The 20602-nt window shown below is 59.0% G+C and carries 17 protein-coding genes, 1 tRNA gene and 1 pseudogene; 7 read left to right on the plus strand and 12 right to left on the minus strand.

All coding sequences use genetic code 11. From position 1 onward, the window contains the following. The first annotated feature begins 4 nt into the window (after positions 1 to 4). The 5 genes from RSK20926_RS10305 (at position 5) to RSK20926_RS10320 (ending at position 3317) form a co-directional block, all read left to right on the plus strand. Entirely contained in the window at positions 5 to 1891 is a 1887-nt protein-coding gene (locus RSK20926_RS10305; RefSeq protein WP_008206463.1) for a nitric oxide reductase activation protein NorD, read from the plus strand. Position 1892: 1 nt separating this feature from the next. Next, a complete protein-coding gene (locus RSK20926_RS23020) occupies positions 1893 to 2069 on the plus strand; it encodes a hypothetical protein (RefSeq protein WP_008206464.1) in 177 nt (58 codons plus the stop codon). After that, entirely contained in the window at positions 2066 to 2290 is a 225-nt protein-coding gene (locus RSK20926_RS10310) for a hypothetical protein (protein WP_008206465.1), read from the plus strand. Before RSK20926_RS23020 ends, RSK20926_RS10310 begins: the two co-directional genes overlap by 4 nt. 26 nt (positions 2291 to 2316) lie before the next feature. Then, positions 2317 to 2976, plus strand: coding sequence for an NnrU family protein (locus tag RSK20926_RS10315; protein WP_232281874.1), 660 nt, complete (start codon positions 2317 to 2319; stop codon positions 2974 to 2976). A 251-nt stretch (positions 2977 to 3227) separates the two neighbouring features. Beyond that, a tRNA-Ser gene (locus tag RSK20926_RS10320) sits at positions 3228 to 3317 on the plus strand. 166 nt (positions 3318 to 3483) lie between these two features. Here the strand turns inward: RSK20926_RS10320 and RSK20926_RS10325 are convergent. From RSK20926_RS10325 to RSK20926_RS10380, 12 genes and pseudogenes are all read right to left on the minus strand, one after another. Continuing rightward, entirely contained in the window at positions 3484 to 4977 is a 1494-nt protein-coding gene (locus tag RSK20926_RS10325) for a class I adenylate-forming enzyme family protein (protein ID WP_008206467.1), read from the minus strand. A gap of 42 nt (positions 4978 to 5019) precedes the next feature. Continuing rightward, on the minus strand, positions 5020 to 5802 hold the full coding sequence (locus RSK20926_RS10330) for an oxepin-CoA hydrolase, alternative type (RefSeq protein ID WP_008206468.1): 783 nt from the start codon (positions 5800 to 5802) through the stop codon (positions 5020 to 5022). After that, positions 5799 to 6221 carry a PaaI family thioesterase gene (locus RSK20926_RS10335; RefSeq protein ID WP_008206469.1) on the minus strand — a complete coding sequence of 141 codons (423 nt, stop codon included), beginning with the start codon at positions 6219 to 6221 and terminating at the stop codon, positions 5799 to 5801. The genes RSK20926_RS10330 and RSK20926_RS10335 overlap by 4 nt, the downstream gene beginning before the upstream one ends. Beyond that, a complete protein-coding gene (locus RSK20926_RS10340; RefSeq protein ID WP_008206470.1) occupies positions 6202 to 7353 on the minus strand; it encodes an acyl-CoA dehydrogenase family protein in 1152 nt (383 codons plus the stop codon). Before RSK20926_RS10340 ends, RSK20926_RS10335 begins: the two co-directional genes overlap by 20 nt. Continuing rightward, on the minus strand, positions 7350 to 8549 hold the full coding sequence (locus RSK20926_RS10345; protein ID WP_008206471.1) for an acyl-CoA dehydrogenase family protein: 1200 nt from the start codon (positions 8547 to 8549) through the stop codon (positions 7350 to 7352). Before RSK20926_RS10345 ends, RSK20926_RS10340 begins: the two co-directional genes overlap by 4 nt. A gap of 119 nt (positions 8550 to 8668) precedes the next feature. Continuing rightward, on the minus strand, positions 8669 to 9844 hold the full coding sequence (locus RSK20926_RS10350) for an acetyl-CoA C-acyltransferase (RefSeq protein WP_008206472.1): 1176 nt from the start codon (positions 9842 to 9844) through the stop codon (positions 8669 to 8671). After that, positions 9844 to 11940 carry an FAD-dependent oxidoreductase gene (locus tag RSK20926_RS10355; protein ID WP_008206474.1) on the minus strand — a complete coding sequence of 699 codons (2097 nt, stop codon included), beginning with the start codon at positions 11938 to 11940 and terminating at the stop codon, positions 9844 to 9846. The genes RSK20926_RS10350 and RSK20926_RS10355 overlap by 1 nt, the downstream gene beginning before the upstream one ends. A 354-nt stretch (positions 11941 to 12294) precedes the next feature. Continuing rightward, positions 12295 to 13533 (minus strand): Tm-1-like ATP-binding domain-containing protein, encoded by a 1239-nt coding sequence (locus tag RSK20926_RS10360; protein ID WP_008206476.1) that lies wholly within the window; start codon positions 13531 to 13533, stop codon positions 12295 to 12297. 102 nt (positions 13534 to 13635) lie between these two features. Further along, positions 13636 to 15120 (minus strand): aldehyde dehydrogenase family protein, encoded by a 1485-nt coding sequence (locus RSK20926_RS10365; protein WP_232281877.1) that lies wholly within the window; start codon positions 15118 to 15120, stop codon positions 13636 to 13638. 375 nt (positions 15121 to 15495) lie between these two features. Next, positions 15496 to 16602, minus strand: a pseudogene (locus RSK20926_RS10370) (tripartite tricarboxylate transporter permease); the annotation flags it as partial. A 27-nt stretch (positions 16603 to 16629) separates the two neighbouring features. Further along, positions 16630 to 17160: a tripartite tricarboxylate transporter TctB family protein gene (locus tag RSK20926_RS10375; RefSeq protein WP_008206479.1), complete on the minus strand. Its 531-nt coding sequence runs from the start codon at positions 17158 to 17160 to the stop codon at positions 16630 to 16632. An 84-nt stretch (positions 17161 to 17244) separates the two neighbouring features. Beyond that, entirely contained in the window at positions 17245 to 18189 is a 945-nt protein-coding gene (locus RSK20926_RS10380) for a tripartite tricarboxylate transporter substrate-binding protein (protein ID WP_008206480.1), read from the minus strand. Positions 18190 to 18360: 171 nt separating this feature from the next. Between RSK20926_RS10380 and RSK20926_RS10385 the strand changes: the two genes are divergently transcribed. Then, a complete protein-coding gene (locus tag RSK20926_RS10385) occupies positions 18361 to 19140 on the plus strand; it encodes an IclR family transcriptional regulator (RefSeq protein ID WP_037254674.1) in 780 nt (259 codons plus the stop codon). Positions 19141 to 19201: 61 nt separating this feature from the next. Continuing rightward, positions 19202 to 20557 (plus strand): aspartate aminotransferase family protein, encoded by a 1356-nt coding sequence (locus RSK20926_RS10390; RefSeq protein ID WP_008206484.1) that lies wholly within the window; start codon positions 19202 to 19204, stop codon positions 20555 to 20557. The last annotated feature ends 45 nt before the right edge of the window (positions 20558 to 20602 follow it).

The following is a 20602-nucleotide window of genomic DNA, read 5'->3' on the forward strand; positions in this document are numbered from 1 at the left end:
AGCCATGATACACCCCTTGGACCTGATGGAGCCGGAAGAAACGGTCGGCAATCTCTGGCATGATATGGCCAGCCGCATGGGCGCTGAAAGCACCCATGCTGAGGCTTCGGTCACGCTGGAGGAGATGCGCGCCAGCATCACCCTCCTGTTCAAGGGGCTGGGCGGAGCGGGCGGCATCGAGATTCTCGAAGCCCCCGCTGCAGCCTCCCGCCATCGGCTCAACCATCTGCGCCGCATCGGCACACCGCAAGAAATGGAGCATGTGGCAGATTTTGATGGCGAGCGCCTGCGTTTGCCGCCACAGATCCAAGTGTTTTCAAGCCGCGCCTTAAACCGTCAGGCCTATCTCTGGCTGGCGGCCATGGCGGCACATATCCAGATGCCAGTTTCACAGGCCGATGGTTTTGCGCAGGATCTCGCAGCGATTTCCGCCAACCTCGATGCCCTGCGGGAGGTCTATGCAGCCTGCCCCGGATTGCGCAGCGCCTTTCACCTTTTCTGCCAAGAGGTACAGCAAAACCGCCGCCGCAGCGGATTGCCTCAATACGAGGCCCGCCTCGAAAGCCTCATTCAGCAGCAGCTTGCCTCCCCGGAACGCGTCCCGGATTTTTCTGACCTGGCTGGCACCCCTCCGCGCGGCTACAAAACCTATCAGCCCATTCCCATCTGGCTGCGTCTGGAGCAGCGCATCAGTGGCAGAGGCGCCGCTGCAGATCCGGTGGATCCACAGACCGCGCCCGGCCTGGCCGTCACCAGCCGCAAAGAGGGCAAACGCGAGGAGCGCGAACAGGCAGACCGGCGTGACAGTTTCATCATGCATAGGTTTGAATCCATCATGTCCTGGGCCGAGAGTCTGAACCTCAACCGGATGGTGGATGACGACGACAATGAGAATGCCCAGAAGGCCGCCGAGGACCAGGAGCAGATCACCCTGTCGCAGCATATGCGGCGCGCGGCCTCAAAACTGCGGATCTCGCTGGACCTGTCACCGCAGGATGCAGACCTTGAACGCCTGGCGGGCAAGTTCACCTACCCCGAGTGGAACCACCGCCTAGGCGAACATATGCCAGCCCATTGCCGCATCCTGGAAAGCGAAGCGGAGCCCGCCGAAGGGTTTGAACCCGATGCCCGACTGGTGGCGCGGGTCCAGCGCCAGTTTGCCCCGCTGCAGCCACGTCGCGTGATGCTGCCGCGCCAGCTGGATGGCAATGACCTGGATCTAGACGCCGTGGTCGCCAGCCGCGTGGATCTGACCGCCGGGCGCGAAGGCAGCGACCGCATCTGGCAGGCCAGCCGCCCGATGGCACGCGACCTGAGTGTCGCAGTGTTGATGGACTGCTCGCGTTCCACCGAAGCGGTGGTGAAAGAACGCGCGGTGATTGATACCGCCCGCGATTCCCTCGCCGCTCTCTCTGCAGGCATCTCCAGCGCCGGTGACAAGCTGGCGATCTGGGGCTTTTCCTCGCTGCGCCGCGACCGGGTCTATATGACCCGCGCCAAGAGCTTTGAGGACCCGATGGGCCCTGGAGTGACCGCCCGGATCGGCGCCTTCAAACCCGGACATTATACCCGCCTTGGCGCTGCAATTCGCCATGCCTCCGCCCAGCTTGCCGAAGAAGCCTCTGCCCGCAAGCTTTTGCTGGTTTTGACCGATGGCAAACCCAATGATCTGGACCACTACGAAGGCGTGCACGGCATCGAGGACAGCCGCATGGCCGTGCGCGAGGCCCAAGCTCTGGGCCAGGCGGTGCATGGCGTTGTCATCGATGCGGATGGCCAGGACTGGTTTGCCCGCATCTTTGGGCGCGCAGGCTTTACCCTCTTGCCGGACCCAGCCCGTCTGCCGCGCGCCCTGCCTGAAATCTATCACTCCCTCACAATGGAGCAATGACATGAAGAACCTTTTGCCTCTCTCACTTGCCCTGCTACCCCTGCCCGCACTGGCCGAAGGGTTCGAACGCCCCATTCCCTTGCCACAAACAGCCGCTGCCGAGGTGACCTTCCTCATCGCTTCCATTGTCATGATCTTGATGCTGGGTGCCGTACATTATCTGGTCAACCGCAGATGAAACACCGCCCCTCATGGCGGCTGCAGGCTGGGCTCTATCCCTTTGGCTGGGGCGCTGTTGCCGTCAATCTGTTTTTTGCCAGCCTGATCACACAAAGCCTTGGATGGCGGGCACTTACCCCCTATGAAGCCATGGTCTGGGCCGTGCCGCTGGCGCTGCCGGTTGGCTGGTGGTTCGGCACCCATATAATGAGACTGATCGCAGAGGCAGAAAAACGATGATGGATTGGGCCGGGTTTGCATTCGCGATGGGCGCATTTCTCGGCAGTCATTTTCTTCCCCGCATCGGAGGGATACGTGAGAAACTGATCGTGCGCCTGGGTCGACGCATTTACTTCGCTGGATATGGCATTCTTTCGCTGGTCCTTTTGGCCTGGGTTATCCATGCCGCGGGTCAAGCCCCCTATGTCAAGCTTTGGCCCCAAGAAAGCTGGATGCGCTGGCTTGTGAACCTCGCAATGCCCTTTGTTTTTCTGCTGACGACCTGCGGTATCGGGGTGAAGAACCCCCATACACTCGGCGGTAAATCCACGGCTGAATTTGATCCAAAACACCCTGGCATTGCCGCGGTCAGCCGTCATCCATTGCTGCTGGCCCTGCTGATTTGGGCACTTGTGCACCTCCTTGCCAATGGAGATCTGGCCCATGCGCTGCTCTTTGGCAGTTTTGCCGCCTTCCCCATGCTGGCCATGTGGGGATTTGACCTCAAAGCTAAACGCCTAAGCGAAACCCAAGAGAATGAGCTCCTCACAAAAACCTCTTGGTTCTCGCTTGCCCCAGTTTTCCAAAAGGTTTGGTGGAAACAGAATTTCCGCACGCTGAGTCTCCGCGTCGCTTTGGGATTGTTTTTTTGGGTGGGGGCTCTGCACCTACATGCGACCATCATCGGCGCTTGGCCATTCCCCTGATCCGCGCGCCCCTGATCCGCAACAGAACAACCAGCAGTCAATCCAATCGCAGGCCAGTGCCCTCAGCTAAGATGGGTCGCCTTCTGAGGCTCAAAAGCAAAAGCGCGTTCAAGTCACCACCTTTGTTTTCGTGGCGCCTAAAGATAAAAACAACGTTACATTTCAGATCCTTAAGCCAAAATCTCAGAAAAACACATTTTCCACCAAATAGCGCTTGTCTTCCTCATACATGCAAGGATATACCCGTCCGCGGAGACGTGGCCGAGTGGTCGAAGGCGCTCCCCTGCTAAGGGAGTAAACGGGAAACCGTTTCGAGGGTTCGAATCCCTTCGTCTCCGCCATCATTCAAAAAATGGCGTTTTGGGTCATCTGGCGTACCCGGGTGCAGCAAGTGCGATTTTTTTTCCTGGCTCCCTGCAGGGATAAACCAAGCATATGCCCGTTGCCGCTCGCCCGTGTCTCTGCGAAAGGGGCAACTCGTCTTTTTCCCGCCCCCACAAACGGCGCTCAACCAAGCTCCTGAGCAAAGTGTTGTAAAAGCTGGTGTTTAAGGATCTTTCCTGTGGGTGCTGCGGGCAGTTTTTCCGTTATGACGATATGAGAGGGACACTTATAGGCCACGAGCTGCGATTTGACGAAATCGCCCAGCTCCTCCGCATCGAGTGCCCCTGCAGGACTGGCTTCGACAAAGGCGATGACTTCCTCATCACCTTTGACCAAACGGCCAACCACCGCGGATTGCACGACCTTTGGATGAGCATTCAGTGCAGCCTCCACTTCGGGGGGAAAGATGTTAAACCCACCACGAATGATCAGCTCCTTCGAACGCCCCTCGATATGAAGGAAACCACGCTCATCAAGCCGTCCGATATCGCCACTGCTTAGCCACCCTTGCGCATCCAGAACCTTGTCGGTTTCTTCTGGGTTTTTGTAGTAGCCCAGCATTACATTTGGGCCTCGCAGCTGCACTTCGCCCAAACCATCGCCGCCACCTGCAACGCCTTGCGAGATCCGCACCTCCACTCCGGGCAACGGTGGACCTGTGGAAATGTCCGGATTGCCAAGACTGCTGTTGCGTGTCGCACAGATACCCGCCGTGGCTTCGGTCATGCCATAGCCGTTTTGCAGGGCGACACCATAGAAGGCTTCGGCTCTGCGTTTCCAGTCTGGGTCTAAGGGGGCTGCCCCCGAAGAGACATATTGCAACGACGTGCTGCCCAGTTTTTCCAACCCTTGTTCTTTGGCATATTGCATGACCAGCGCATGCATCTGCGGGACTGCGGCTAGCCGGGTCACCCCTGCGCGGAGGGCCTGGTATAGGTTTTCGGCAGAGAAACGTGCTTCAAGCCAAACCTCTGCCCCGGCAAACAAAGCTGCTGTCATCACCGAAGCCAGTCCAAAAACATGGGTCATCGGCAACACCCCATAGACCAGATCACCCGGCTGCATATCTCGCAACTCGGCTGAGGCCCGCCCCCCAAAGAGCAGGTTTCCATGGCTTAACATGACCCCTTTGGGCGCACCGGTAGTCCCGGTCGTATAAAGAAGGACCGCAACCTCAGCAGGGGCATCTCTGCTGCCTCCGTCCTGAACAGCCATGTGAAATTGACCAAATTTCCCATGAACCTCTGTGGCCTTCAGCCTCTCTGCATGGCGCCTTGCGGGTTCCGAGACCTGACTAGAACAAAGGATCACTTTTGGCTCCGCATGACTGAGGATCTTGTCCACCTCATCAGCACTCATCCGCGCATTCACCGGAACCGCAATCGCCCCAAGCTGCGAGATCGCCATCAGGGTCGCCACCACCGCGCAGCAGTTTTCGGACAAAACCAGCACACGATCTCCAGGACGGACACCTGCATCCGTCAGGACCTCAGCAGAAGCTGCGCTGGCATCTGCCAGCTCACGGAAGCTCCAGGAAACCCCAAGGCTATCGCGCAGAGCGGCCGCATTCGGGCGCTGCTCTACCTGCCGGGTCAATAGGTCGTGCCAGAATTGCATGGTCGCTTTCCCCTTGTTTGCGTTCACTTTCTACTTTGGTGGTCAGATATCCCGAAACTCCGGTGCCCGTTTTTGCAGGAACGCGGCGATACCTTCGCCGGCCTCCCTGCTCCCGGTGGCCTTGGCCATGGCGTCCCGCTCCAGGCCAAGTTGCTCATCCTCACTTGTCTCATAGGACTTGTTCACCAGGCTCTTAATGGAATTTTGTGCTTTGGCGGGGCCTACGCAGAGCTCATCCGCGAGTTTCATTGCCGTGGACACCCCCTGCCCGGCAGAAACCACAGCATTGACCACCCCAAGCTCAGCCAGGCGATCAGCGGATTGTGGACGCGCCAGAAGGCACATCTCCATCGCAAGTGGACGTGGCAACATACGCGCCAATGACGCGGTCAGCCCCCCATCCGGCACGAGGCCAGCCTTCACATAGGCGGCCGTGAACTGCGCCCCTTGCTCGGCCACGATCAAATCCGCCGCCAGTGCTAGCGACACCCCGGCCCCTGCAGCGCCCCCCTCGACCACCGAAATGACCGGAACAGGTGCCGCCCGCAGCCCCTTGATCAGATCGTGTAGGTTCTCGATCTTTTCGCGGCGCTCGCTCTCGCTCAACTCTCTGCGGTTGACCAGAACCGTCAGATCCCCTCCCGCGCAGAAAAAGCCCCCTTCGGAGGTGAGCAGAATGACGCGAATACGGCTTTCCTGCGCCAATGTCAGAGCGGCCGCAATTGCCTCATAGAGGTCTTCGGACAATGCCCCACGTCGCGAGGAATTCATATTGATGACCACAGCCCGATCGCCAAGGTCTTCCAGCCTCGCCAAACTTGTCATTTGCGGATCCTCTTAAAGATGCCCGTCGCTGTCGCCAGTAGGCGCCCCTCCTCATCCAGAAGCTCGCCATAGATATGCGCGACCGAGGCGCCGCCCCCCTTTGCCTGAGCAAGCGCTTTCACGCGCCCACCCTTTGCCGCAGCAACGTAGGAAATGTTCAGAGAGACCGTGACCAGCGGCGCGTGCCCCTCTGGGTCAAAAAACTGCGAAGCCGTATTGCCACAGACCACATCCAAGAGTGTCGCCGCCATGCCGCCGTGCAGAATGCCATGGCGGTTTAGATGCCGCGGCTCCAGATCCAATGTCACGCAGCACTCACCAGTGGTGCGATTGATGGTGGTCTCATAGCCCACCATCTGCTGGCATCCCGGATCGTTGATTTGAAAACTATCGGAACCGTCAGGCGGCAGAGAGGTCAATGAAGCGCTCCAGTTGAGTGTCAGTGTCGCCAAACCGATGATCGGCCATGATGATACGTTTGGCAAAATGGGCCAATTCGTATTCCTGCGTCATGGCGATACCACCATGCATTTGTATGGCTTCTTCCGCGATAAGTCGGCCTGCGCGGCCAATCAGGTTGCGAGCCGCTGCAATTTGCAGATCCCTCTCTGCCGTTGACGGGCTTTCAAGGTGGCCAGCGGCATTGATTACGGCAGAGCGCGCTTGCTCCAACTCGATCAACATTTGCGCCATACGATGCTGCAAAGCCTGGAAGGTGCCAATCGGACGACCAAATTGCTGCCGCGTTCCCAGATACTCCTTAGTCAGATCGACAGCGGTTTCCATCGCACCCAAGGTCTCAGCAGCAAGTGCGACCTCAGAGCGTGCCCGTGCCCGCAGCAGGGCTTCATGGGCTTGACCTCGTTCTCCCAGGCGTGCGGAAAGAGGCAGATGGACTTCATCCAGATCCACTTCGGCAGCGCGGCCACCGGCCATCAACGGGTACCCCCTGAGGGAAAGACCCGCAGTCCCACGCGGAACAAGAAAGAGCGAGATCCCTTCTTCCGCACCGCTGGCCCCGTCCTCCCGGGCCGAAACCAGCAGAACATCCGCAGCTTCCGCATTCACGACGACGGCCTTGCGTCCACTCAGGACAATTGCATCTGCGCTGGTCTTTGCCAGTGCCTCAACCTGGGCGAGGTCATAGCGGCTATTGGCCTCGCCATGGGCCAAAGCAAGCTGCAGGTTGCCCTCGATCAGGTCGGCCAAGAAGGCGCGCTGATCTTTATTGCCCAGATCAGCGATAAGACTGCCACATAGAACGCCGGTATCCAGCACCGGCTCCACCGCTCCTGCTCGGCCCAGCTCTTCAAACACCGTTGTCAGATCAAAACCCTGGCCACCAAACCCTCCATCCGCTTCGCTGAACAGAGCACCTATCACACCAAGCTCAGAGAGCTTGCGCCAGATCTCCGCGTCAAAGCCCCTGGCGCCTTCCTCTCCACCAGCGCCCAACAGTGTGCTGGCTTGCAGTGCTTTCTGATGGTCCCGCAGGAAACGACGCAGGCTGTCCTGCAGCATCTGGCGCTCTTCGGTCAGTTCGAAATTCATGCCCTGCCTCCCAGCTTTACCTTTGCGATGATGTTCTTTTGGATCTCGTTTGAGCCACCAAAAATAGAAAGCTTTCGGTTGTTGAAATACTGCGCGGCAACCGCTTCACTGCCTTCTGGGCCGAGGCCCGGCTCATTGCCGCTTTCAACCGCTTCAGAGGCAAAGGGCATCGCATAGACACCCGCAGCACGGCGTGCCAGATCATTGATTTCCTGCCGAATTTCCGTCCCCTTCACCTTGAGCATGGAGCTCTCAACGCCCGGCGCCTGCCCTGCCGCCGCACGCGAAATGATGCGCAGATTGGTGGTGGCCATAGCCATCAGGTCAATTTCGGCCTGCGCCAGACGCGCAGCAAAATGCGGGTTTTCGATCAGTGGGCGGCCGCGATGCATCTGAGCGCGCGCCATACGCTTCACCGCTTCCAGCCCTGCGCGACTGAAGCCAACACCAGCGATATTGGTACGCTCATGGGTCAAGAGATACTTGGCATAGGTCCAACCTTTGTTTTCCTCCCCAACCAGGTTTTCCACCGGTACTTTTACATCGGTGAACCAGATCTCATTAACCTCATGGGTGCCATCCAAGAGAATGATCGGGCGCACCTCAATGCCTGGGGTATCCATGTCGATCAGCAGGAAAGAGATCCCCTGCTGCTGTTTGGCATCTGGATCGGTGCGGACCAGGCAGAAAATCCAATTGGCGTATTGCCCCAGGGTGGTCCAGGTTTTCTGACCGTTGACCACATAGTGATCGCCCTCTCGCACCGCGCGGGTTTTGAGACTAGCAAGGTCAGACCCGGCACCTGGCTCAGAATAGCCTTGGCACCACCAGTCTTCACCGGAGAGGATCCGTGGCAGGTAGTGATCCTGTTGCGCCTTGGAGCCAAACTTCTGCAAGACCGGTGCCAGCATCGAGAGCCCAAAGGGCACGATCCTTGGTGCATGGGCCCGGCAGCATTCCTCCTCAAAGATATGGCGCTGAACCGCGTTCCAGGCGCAGCCCCCGAACTGAACGGGCCAATTGGGCGCCAGCCAGCCCTGTTCATTCAGGATCGCGTGCCAGCGATCATGTCCTTCTTTTCCAATACTACGCCCCAAGCGCATCGCTTCAGACATTTCTGCTGGCAGCTTCTGTTCCAGAAACTGGCGGACCTCCGCGCGAAAGCGCTCTTCTTCCGGTGAGTAACTCAGATCCATTTCACGCTGTCTCCCCGTACGCTGTATTGGAACCCTGGGTTCTGGCCCTGGCCAGAACCCGCGCCGTGCCCCTCCTCGATGGAGGGGCGCGGCGCCCCTTGCTTCATTTCTTTGGCGGATCAGAAGATCTCAAAGAGACCTGCTGCCCCCATGCCGCCGCCGATACACATGGTGACCACTCCCAACTTGGCACCGCGACGTTTACCCTCACGCAGGAGGTGCCCCGTCATTCTGGCCCCGGTCATGCCAAAGGGGTGGCCGATGGCGATAGAGCCGCCATTCACGTTGCATTTTGCATCGTCGATGCCCAGACGATCCCGACAATAGAGAGCCTGGCTGGCAAAGGCTTCGTTCAGCTCCCAGAGATCAATGTCATCCACTTTAAGACCATGGCGCTCCAACAGACGCGGCACGGCAAAGACCGGACCAATGCCCATCTCATCCGGCTCGCAACCCGCAACACAGAACCCCTTGAAGGCGCCCATAGCTTCGATACCGCGCTGCTCAGCTTCCTTGCTGTCCATCAGAACAACCGCTGCGGCACCATCCGACAATTGGCTGGCATTGCCGGCGGTGATGAATTGACCTTCACCGCGCACCGGATCCAGCCCCGAGAGCCCCTCCAACGTCGTGCCAGGCCGGTTACACTCATCCCGGTCCACGGTCACTTCGCGCTGGCTGATTTCACCGGTTTCCTTGTCCTTAACGGCCATGGCCGCCTGCATGGGAACAATCTCATCCGCAAAGACCCCGCCTTCCTGCGCCGCCGCAATCCGCTGCTGGCTGCGCAGGCCATATTCGTCCTGCGCCTCACGGCTGATGCCATAGCGTTTTGCCACGATGTCCGCGGTTTCAATCATGGTCATGTAGATCGCAGGCTTATGCTCCAGGATCCAAGGGTCAGGAGCAGGGCGCATCTTTGCCTGCACCATCGAGATACTCTCAACCCCGCCGGCAACCATGGGGCCAGAACCGCCCTCGGTGATTGACTGAGCTGCCAGGGCGATACTTTGCAGACCGGAGGAACAGAAGCGGTTCACGGTCATTCCCGAGGCTGTCACAGGCAGACCAGCCCGGATAGCGATCTGTCGGCCTATGTTGCCACCTGTTTCCCCTTCAGGCAGGCCACAACCGATGATGCAATCCTCTATTTCGCTGCCTTCCAGGCCTGCCCGGGCAACAGCGGCCCCAACTGCATGGCCCCCCATGGTTGCGCCATGGGTCATGTTAAAGGATCCCCGGAAGGACTTTGCCAGTCCAGTCCGAGCGGCAGAAACGATAACGGCCTGTTTCATCAGCTGTTCTCCTTGTTCAGATCATCAAAGCTGCGGCCCTCGGCCACCAGTGTTTCCAGCAGGGGGGCAGCTTCCCAGAAATAGGCATCTTCTTCGGCGTAGCTTTTGATATTATTCAGGATCTTATCCAAACCTTGAATATCGGCCCATTTCAGCGGGCCACCGCGATAGCGCGGGAAACCGTAACCAAAGAGCAGTGTCATATCGACATCAAGCGGCCTGCGCGCGATCCCTTCTCCCACCACCTTGGCGGCTTCATTGACCATGGCAGCCATATAGCGGTTGAGGATTTCCTCATCCGTAAAGGCGCGCGGGGTAATCCCCTGCTCTGCGCGTTCCGCCGCGATTAGGTCAGAGACTTCGGGATTTGGGGTTCCACCCCTCTTGCCAGCTTCATAGACATAGTAGCCCTTGCCGGTCTTCTGGCCGAAATTGCCTGCCTCACACATTTTGTCGGCGTAAGAACTGTCGCGATCGCGTGGATCCATACCCTCGGCCCGTTTGCGTTTGCGCACAGCCCAGCCGATATCAAGCCCCGCAAGATCCGCCACCGCAAATGGCCCCATGGCAAAGCCAAATTCGGTCAATGCCTTGTCGATCTGATAGGGTGAGGCCCCATCCAGAACCATATGATCCGCCGCTTTGCGATAAGTTGCCAGGATGCGATTTCCGATAAACCCGTCGCAGACTCCTGCCCGCACCGAGATTTTCTTGAGCCGCTTGCCCAGTTCAAACCCGGTCGCAACAACATCCAAAGCAGTCTTATCTGCGACAACCACCTCCAGCAGCTTCATGACATGCGCTGGAGAGAAGAAATGCAGCCCGATCACGTCCTCAGGGCGCGAAGTTGCAGCCGCGATCTCATTCACATCCAGATAAGAGGTGTTGGAAGCAAGGATGGCCCCTTTCTTGCAAACGGCATCGAGTTTGCCAAAGACCTCTTTCTTGACGGACATCTCTTCAAAGACGGCCTCAATCACCAGATCCACATCGCTCAGAGCCTCATATCCGGTCGCCAGGCTCAGGGCCTCTTCCGTCAACTGCGCGAATTGCTCTTCAGAGATTTTCCCCCTTTTCAGGGCACCCTGCAGATTACCAGCAATCCGTCCTTTGGCCGCAGCAGCCGCTTCCTCGCTCATCTCCAGCATGACAACAGACAGGCCAGAGAGAAGCGCGGCAGTGGCAATGCCTGCGCCCATGGTGCCGCCCCCGATGACCCCGATAGATGCCAGCTGCCGTGGTTCAACACCTTTGAGTTCTGGCAGCTTGCTCACCGCGCGCTCAGAGAAAAACGCATGGATGAGGCCCAGGCGTTGATCTGAGTTCATCAGCTCCATGAACAATTCGCGTTCGCGTTTCAGACCTTCTTCCAGGCTGGGCGCCTCGGCGGCGGCCTGAACAGCGCGCACGCAGGTCGCGGGAGACAGCTGCCCCCTGCCCTTCTTCAACGTCGCCTCATAGATGGCATCAAAATCGACGGCCGCAGGTGCTGGCATTTCCCCAACCGCGCGACGCCCAGCCCCGGCACTCAACAACTCGCGCGCATAGACAAGGCCAATCTCACGGGGTTCACCTTCGGCAATCCGGTCAATGATCCCAGCCTCAAGCGCTTCCTTTGCACCGATGTGGCGGCCCGTTGTGATCATTTCCAGTGCCTTTTCGGTTCCCGCAACACGCGGCAAACGCTGTGTCCCTCCGGCACCCGGGAGAATGCCGAGATGCACTTCAGGCAGTCCCATTTTGGCTGTAGGCACAGCAATCCGGTAATGAGAGGAGAGAGCGACTTCCAGCCCGCCACCGAGTGCGGTGCCATGCATGGCAGAGACCACGACCAAAGGGGAAGCTTCGATGCGATTGCAGAGTTCCGGCAACCAGGGTTCCTGTGGTGGTTTGCCGAATTCCTTGATGTCAGCTCCGGCAAAATAGGTTCGACCATCCCCATAGATCAAAACTGCTTTTGCGCCTTCGCTCTCGGCACGCTCAATCCCAGACAGCAGCCCCTTGCGGATATCAACGCCAAGTGCATTCACTGGCGGGTTCTGCGCCTTGAGGACCGCAATCTCGCCTTCGAGCTGATATTCGATAGCATCGCTCATGCTTTTACCTTTCTAACTTCCGCAGGTCGGTCTGCGCCTGGCCCGCATCATTGTTCCCTCGATCTAGGCACAGCCGATCCCTCCCGGCCAAGCCTGACACAATTCTCTCACGCGAAACCTTACGTCATTGCCGCCAAGGTCTCTGGCCGCCACAAGTGACAGCCCCCTCTAAAATTCCGACATGCGGAATGATATTCTAGATTTTCGCAACAACCGTAGATGGACCTTGCTCCTGGAGCAAGTCGTTACCTGACGCAAAATCTAATCTTCCGGGATTTAGGGGGGCCTCACGAAAAAACGCACCCGTTTTCACGGATGCGTCCTGATGATTTGAATGACAACTCACCTTGTGAGCTATTTCTTGGCACTAACTACACCAGACCTGACCCAGGCATCAAAGATTTCCAACACTTTGGCAGAGAACTGCGCATCATTGATATGACAGTCCATCTCCACAAGGTCGGCATTATCCGGCACCGCTTGGCGCATCTCATCACAGAAAGCAGCCAGGCCCTCCGCGTCATGCAGCTCACCACCTGGCCGGTCCCACTCATTACATCCCTGATTGGGCAAAAGGAGGCTAACAGGTGCCTGGGCCGAGGAGAGTTTTACCGCAATCTCCTGCGCCACATGTCGGCGCTCATCAGCCTCTAGGACAGCGGAGGACAGAAGCCGATTATGGGCATGTACTGGGCGCCCCTCCAGTGGGTTAGGCACACCTTGCCATCCCACATAGTCGACCAGATCATAGCACCCCGGCGCCACCAGCTGCGGTATTCCGGATCGCCCTGCACTGGTCATTCGATCCCCCCCTGCCGAAAGCCCGCCAAAAAGATGGTTTGAAACCTCCTGCGGCGCGAAATCCATCACCGCAGCAAAAGCACCCTCACCTGCTAGGCTTTCAAAGGCACGCCCACCCATGCCGGTGGCATGGAACACCGCCACTTCGAAACCACGCTCTTCCAGCGCCGGTTTCAGGGTTACCATGTAGCGCAGCACCGTCTTGCCGAAAGAGGTCATGCCAATCAGCGGCCTGTCCCTACGCGGTGCCTCAACCGCACGGGCGGCGCCCAGCACGGCCCCTGCCGCCTGGCTGAGAGATGCCTTACAGATCGAGTTCAGCCCATAGAGCCCACCGGCCCAGAGGATCATCTGCACATCTGCCGGGATCCGTTCCGGCGGCATCAAGGGCGAGAAGGCCACGGTGGACACCACATATTTCGGCACACCCACAGGTAACGCTGCACAAAGGTCCAGCGCCAGATCGGTGCCCATGGTTCCGCCCAAAACGATAACTCCGTCAATGCGCCCCTCGCGATAGAGCTCCAACGCCTTGGCAGCAGATCCCGCCCCCATGATCTGCATGGCGGTGTTTTCATCACCGCTGGCGATGGCCTCAGCAATGGAGCTGCCTCCGGCCTCTGCAACCTGATGCTTACTAACATCTGTCGGGCGACTGGGGTCACCCAGCACGCTCACATCCATTGACAGAACCCTGCCGCCCTGGCCTTCGATCACTTCGGCCAGGTAATGCAGCTCGTCATCCTTAGTGTCGTAGGTTCCCGCAACCAGGATTGTCTTTTCAGCCATCATCTCACTCCTGGGACGCCGCAGGCGCCCTTCATTTCATCTTTCTCAAAGTACCCCGCCGGAGGCCACAGGTTTTGCCCGCAAAACCTGTTCCCCTTCCTAGCCTCACAGCTGGATCCAAGCGGTTTTCAGATCGACATATTTGTCCAATGCATGCAGCGATTTGTCATGACCATTGCCGGACTGGCCGACCCCGCCCAAAGGCACTGTGTTGTCGGCGCCACCATAGGTATTCACATGCACAACTCCTGCACGGATACCTGCAACCATGCGATGGGCGCGTGACAGATCCGCAGTCCAGACGCCTGCGGCCAGGCCAAAGTCGGTGCCATTGGCGAGGCGCAGCGCCTCGTCTTCGGTTTCGAATTTGGTTACGGCTAGGACAGGCCCGAAGACCTCGCGCTGGAACAGGGCGTGGTCGCGCGCCACATGGGTCACAATCGTGGGCGCCATATAAGAACCGCCGGTTTCTTCCAAAATGCGGCTACCGCCGGTCACCACCTGGCCTCCTTCGGCGCGCGCCATATCCATGAAGGAGAGATTGCGCCGCAACTGATCCTCGGAATTCACAGCCCCGATTTGAGTATCAAGTTCTAGCGGATCACCAACCCGCAGCGCCTCAGCCTCTGCTTTGAGCAGGGCTACAAATTCGTCATGCACCGAAGACTCGACCAAGAGGCGCGAACCCGCAACGCAGACCTGACCAGAATTGCGAAAAATCCCCATGGCAGAGGTCTTTGCCGCTTTTACCAAGTCCTTTGTATCAGCGAAAACAATGTTCGGGGACTTGCCGCCTAGTTCCAGGTAGCAGCGCTTCAGGTTGGAGCGCGCCGAGGCCTCCAGCAGCTTGCGCCCGGTTGCGCCGGAGCCGGTAAAGGTCAGCACATCCACACCCATGGAATTGGCCAAAGCTGCACCGGTCTCAGCACCGCTGCCGGTGACGACGTTCAGCACCCCGTCAGGCAAGCCGCATTCAGCACAAATCTCTGCCAGCCGCAGCAAGGAAAGCGAGGCGGTTTCTGCGGGTTTCAACACCACTGAATTACCCATGGCCAAGGCAGGCGCCAGTTTCCAGGCCCCGATCATCAGGGGGAAGTTCCAGGGCACGATGGCGCCGACCACGCCAACCGGTGCGCGATGCACCAAGCCCAGAACATCCGGCGCAGTTGGCGCCACTTCGCCGACTACCTTATCCAGGGCTTCGGCATAGTAACGGAAGGTTCCGGCCGCCGACCCCGGTTCCGCTTTCAGCGCCATGTTGAACTCGGTGCCATTGTCGCGCACGCCCAGAACCGCCAGTTCGACAGCCTCTGCCTCGATCTGGTCGGCAATACGGTGCAGGATCTTCTTCCGTGCGGCGGGGCTCTGTTTCGCCCAGCGGCCATCCTCGAATGCCCGCCGCGCTGCAGCGACAGCGCGCTCGACATCGGTGGCAGATGCCCCCTCCAGGGTGGTCAGAACAGACCCTTCAATCGGCGAAGTAACTTCGAGTGGCGCCCCCGAACCTCCTTCCCACGATCCTTCAAGAAAGAGTTTTTGCGGCGCCACAGGAGCTTGCCGAAGCTGGTTGATGCGGTTTTGGTCTGCCATTCGGCCTCCTTCAGGTCCCTGCGTTCTTTCCAAACGCGGCGGATATGCATCGCCAGGACCAAGATGATGATACAAAACAGAATAAATGCGATGGGGCGGTTGATGAAGTCCCAGGGTTCCTTGACCCGGGCCATGCCAGCGCGCAGCTTCACCTCCATGATACCGCCCAGCACCATGCCGAGAATAATCGGCACTGCGGGCAGAGCCAGGCGCTTCAGCACAAAGCCAAAGAAGCCAAAGCCCGCAGCGATCAGGCAATCGGTGGCAGAGTTGCGCAGAGAATAGACCCCCACAAAGCTGAGCGTCAGATGGCACGCCGAGAAAGCGGTTGGGGATGCGCACCACCTGGATCAGCGATTTGGTAGCAAAGAGCAGGAAGACAAGAACCAGGACATTCAGCACCAGGAGCGCTAGGTAGAGCGCGACGACAAAGTCCATATCGTTCTGAAACAGCCCCGGCCCCGGCACCACGTTATGCACGTAGAAGACAGAGAGCATCATCGCCGTCAGTGCCTCGCCCGGGATGCCCAGCGCCAGGAGCGGCACCATAGCGGCAGCGGGCACTGCATTGTTCGCCGTCTCTGCCGCAATCAGCCCTTCGGAGGAACCCTTGCCGAAATCCTGTGGGCGTTTGGAGCTTTTCTGCGCATAGGTGTAGGACATGAACTGTGCGGTGAATTCGCCGACGCCAGGGATCATTCCCATGAGCACCCCAAACCCGGCAGAAACACTTGCCACACGCGGATGCCGTGCCAGCTCCCGCAGGCCCTGGAACATGCCGCCGCGCAGCTTGGTCAGATGCACTTTTTCGTCGTCATCCATCAGGAGGACAAAGGCCTGGCTGATGGCAAAGAGCCCCAGGACCACCACGATCAAATTGACGCCGCCGCCCAGAAAATCCTGCCCAAAGGTGTAACGCTGGGTGTATTTCACCGGCTCCATGCCGATGGAGTTGAGGAAGATCCCGAGACAGGCCAGTGCCCCTGCGATCAGCGCCTGGCCGCGATGGGCCACCACCACCAAAAGCAACCCGAGAAGGGCAGCCAGGAAGATCTCACGGCTGCCGAACATCGGCGCCACCTTGGCCAGCACTGGCGCAAAGAGGATCAGGCAGATAACGGAAAAGATCCCGCCGAAGAAACTGGCGGAATAGGCCAGGCTGAGGGCCCGGCGCGGCTCGCCGCGCGCCGTCATAGGATAGCCGTCATAGGTGGTCAGCGCATTGACCGCTGTGCCCGGGGTGTTGATCAGAATGGCGGGAATGGCGCCGCCGTACATCGACGACCCATAGATCCCCAGGAGCACCGTCAGGCCTACAATGGGATCCATCGAGAAGGTTGCAGGCAGCAAGATCGCGATTGCCACCGCCGGACCAACACCCGGAATCGCGCCGATCAGCACGCCTCCGACAGAGCCCGCCAGCAGCGCCAGCGCAACGTCCCAGCGCATCAGAATGTCTATTGCAGATAGGATGAGATCCATGATTGGCCCCGGTCTTAGATCATTTCGTCAGAGATAGAGGATGAAGAAACTGCGCAGGGGTCCAGGCAGGTATTCATAGAGCAGCGCGCCCGGGATCCGGACAGACAGGAGCCCCTTGAACAGCACCACTACGGCAACAGCAAAACCGGCGCAGATCCACATCATGAAGCGGCTCCGATAGCCCATGCGGCGCGCGAGCAATGGGACAAAGGCAAGGGTAACAGGTAAGTAGCCGATCAGCGGCACCAAAAAGACATAGCCCATGAACCAGAGCGCATATTCCAGGCTGCGCCCCCATTGCCGCGCCTCCCAGAGGTCATAGCGAGAGACCCGGCGCCAAGGCAGTTGATAAAGGTGCAACGCCCCAAAGAGCACCATCCCCCCAAGACTGACTGCCGGCCAGAACCGTGGCTGGGCAAAGAGCTTGGTCTTTTTGACCCAGGCAGTTTGCTCACCGATCAGCGCCAGGAGCAGTGCTGACAGAGTCAGAAAGATCAGAGCAAAAATCAGCTGGCCGCGCCGGGGACCGGCAAAGCGGCGTTCTTGTTCCGTAGTCATGTCGGGAGGTCTTCTTTTCGCGCTTCAGGAGGCCTGAGAAATTGGCCGGGGCATACATTCTTGCCCCGACCCAGAGAGAAAGGGTTACTCCAGGATCGTGCCGATCTTGGCCATGGTGCTGATATCATTGGAGACGCGAGCAGCGCTCTCATCCGCGTTTTGCCAGTATACCAGCGCACCGGTTTCATCGGCGACGGCCTGCGCCCGTTCGCTGAACACGGTTTCCTGGGCCACGGCAATGATCTTGTCGCGCACATCCTGCGGCGTGTCCTTAGATACAAAAAGCCCGTTCCAAAGCGCGATGTTCAGGCTGGCGTCCAGCTCGCCGATCGCGGGCGCGTCCGGCACCAGCGGTATGCGTTGATCGGTAATGGAAACCAGCACCTTCACATCATCCAGGCAGGGCAGGATCAGTTGCAGCGTGGTGTTGATCACATCCGCATCACCAGAGGCCAGGGTATTGCAATCCAGCGCATCAAAGGCAGCATCAGAACCCCACTCAAAACCCGCGTTCTTGGCAAAAGCTTTGGTGACCTGAGTCGGGGTCAGCACATCGCCGAAATGCCCCAGAGCGACATCGTTTTCCTTGGCGTAAGAGGCCAGTTCTTCCATCGAACTGTAGGGCGCGTCGCCTGCTGCCGCGATGACAAAGGGATAGGTGAGGAAGATCCCGAGCGGATCAAATTTGGCCGGGGTCAGCGGCGGAATGTCGATCTGATGCCCCATGACTGGCACCCCAATCACGAAAGAGCCAACGGTGTAGCCATCCGCAGGCGCGTTCGCGACCTCGATCGCTCCCGGGAAAGGACCGCCGCCGCCGCCGGGCTTGTTCACAACGGCTGCTGCCACGCCGTATTTGGCCTGAAAGTCATCCGCAATCATCCGGGTCAGCACGTCCTCCAGATCACCGGGAGGCCACGGCACGATAAAATTCACCGGCTTTTCCGGGTACTCCGCCTGCGCGGCGACTGCGCTGAGTCCAAAAGCTGCCGCAACCGCGGCGCCCTTCACAAGATTTGTCAGTTTCATTTGCGTCTCCCTGTTTAGGCTGTCTTCTTCGATTGGTTCATTATTCGAACCATTGGTTTGAATTTAGATTGACAGCCCACCCGGTTATCTGTCAACAAAATAACATCCCGGGTGTTCCTTTTTCGCGAACACTCCGCAAAAACCAAGAAACGTGGGAGCCAGAACCCGATCATGGGAACCGTATCCAAAGCCCTGTCTTTGCTTAGCTTTTTTGCACCTGATCGCACCGAAATCGGGCTGAGCGACCTCACCCGCCTGTCGGGCATGAACAAGGCGACCGTCTACCGCCTTATGGCTGAGTTGCAGGAGAGCGGATTCGTGGAACAGGGTGAAAATGACCGCGCCTACCGGCTGGGACCGCAGGTTTTGCACCTGGCTGCGCTGCGTGAGGCCTCGACCCCGATTCTCTCTGTCTCTCGCCGTATCTTGCGCGAGTTGAGCGAGGAAACCGGTGAGACCACCCATGTCTCCCTTGGCCATGATGGCTGGGTTCAGACCCTCAGCCATGCCTATTCGCCGCGCCATGCCACCAAGGTCACCATGGAGGACGCGCAGACCGTGACCTACCACGCCACCAGCTCTGGCCTGGCGATTCTCGCCTATTCCGACCCGGAATTCGTGGACCGCATTCTCTCGCAGCCAATGACGGCGCATACACAGCTCACGCTCACCAGTCAGGACGAGATCAGGGCCAAACTGGAAGAAATCCGCAACCAGGGCTTTTCCAGCACCGAGGGCAGCTTTGAACTGGAAGTGCATTCCCATGCGGTGCCGGTCTTTGGCGCCGATGGCAATGCCCTGGGCGCATTGGCCGTCGCTGCCCCCTCTTCGCGCATGGACGCGCCTCAGCAGGCCAAGATCCGTGAGGCCCTTTGCCGGGCAGGCGCGGACCTGACCCATCGGATCGGGGGACGCCCCCCCGCCAGCTACACTTTCTACGAGGGGCACTGATGCCCCTCCTCGCCTTTTGCCTATTCCGGCCCCAAACCGGTCCCTCTCAGGAGTTCACCCCATGAAAGATTCCAATTTCCTCAAGGAACATAACGCCCGATCCATGTGGCATCCGATGACCCATCCGGCTGACAGCCTGGCCAATCCGCCAGCCATCATCACCGGTGCGCAGGGGGTGCGGATCACCGACATTGACGGGCATGAGGTCATTGACGCCGTGGGAGGGCTCTGGAATGTGAACCTCGGCTTTTCTTGCCAGCCCGTGAAGGACGCCATCACCACGCAGCTGGACGTGCTGCCCTACTATTCCACCTTCCGTGGAACAACCAATGATCAGGTGATCCAGCTGGCTGAAGAGCTGCGGGAGTTCTTTGCCCCGGATGGGCTCAGCCGCGCCTTCTTCACTTCCGGCGGATCGGATTCGGTTGAAACCGCCCTGCGCCTGGCCCGTCAGTACCATAAAATCCGCGGTGAGGCTGCGCGCACCAAGTTCCTGAGCCTAAAGAAAGGCTATCACGGCACTCACATGGGTGGCGCATCGGTCAATGGAAACGCCAATTTCCGCACCCAGTACGAACCACTCCTGCCGGGCTGCCACCACATTCCGGCGCCCTACACCTATCGCAACCCCTTCAACGAGAGCGACCCCGAGCGCCTGGCGCAGCTCTGCTTGCAGGCGCTGGAGGATGAGATTGCCTTCCAAGGCGCAGGCACCATCGCGGCCTTCATCATGGAACCCATCCTGGGGGCCGGTGGCGTCATCCCTCCGCATGAGAGCTTCATGCCTGGGGTCCGGGAGATCTGCTCCAAAAACGGCATTCTCCTGATCGCGGATGAGGTGATTACCGCCTTTGGCCGCACCGGCTCCTGGTCCGGGTCGCGCCTCTGGGGTGTGCAGCCTGACTTCATGTGCACTGCCAAGGCCATCACCAATGGTTATTTCCCCTTTGGTGCGGTGATGATTGCCGAGCATGTGGCTGAGATCTTTGAAAAGGACGAAAGCGGCAAGGCTGCCATCGGCCATGGCTACACCTATTCCGGCCACCCCGTGGGTGCTGCTGCGGCGCTGACCTGCCTTGCCGAGACCAAGCGCCTCAATGTGAAGGAAAACGCTGCGGCAAGGGGCCAAGAATTGCATCAGGGCCTTTTGCGGCTGCAGGAGAAGCATCAAGCCATTGGAGATGTGCGTGGTGGCCACGGGCTGATGTGCGCCATTGAATTGGTCGCGGACCGTGCCAGCAAGGGCCCAATCGACAAAAAGTCTGCAGGTATCCTGCAGGACACTGCCTATCGCAGCGGCGCCATGGTGCGGGTTTCCGGCCCTAATATTATCCTGTCACCGCCTCTTATCCTGACGGCGGAAGATGTTTCCGGAATCCTCTCCGCCCTCGACAACGGTCTCGCAGCCATCAGCTGACATAGCGACGGCGCGCGGGCGCAGCCGACCGCTGGTCGGCTGCCA

Origin of the sequence: Roseobacter sp. SK209-2-6, from assembly GCF_000169455.1 — a bacterium.
In the GTDB taxonomy this organism is placed as follows: domain Bacteria; phylum Pseudomonadota; class Alphaproteobacteria; order Rhodobacterales; family Rhodobacteraceae; genus Pseudophaeobacter.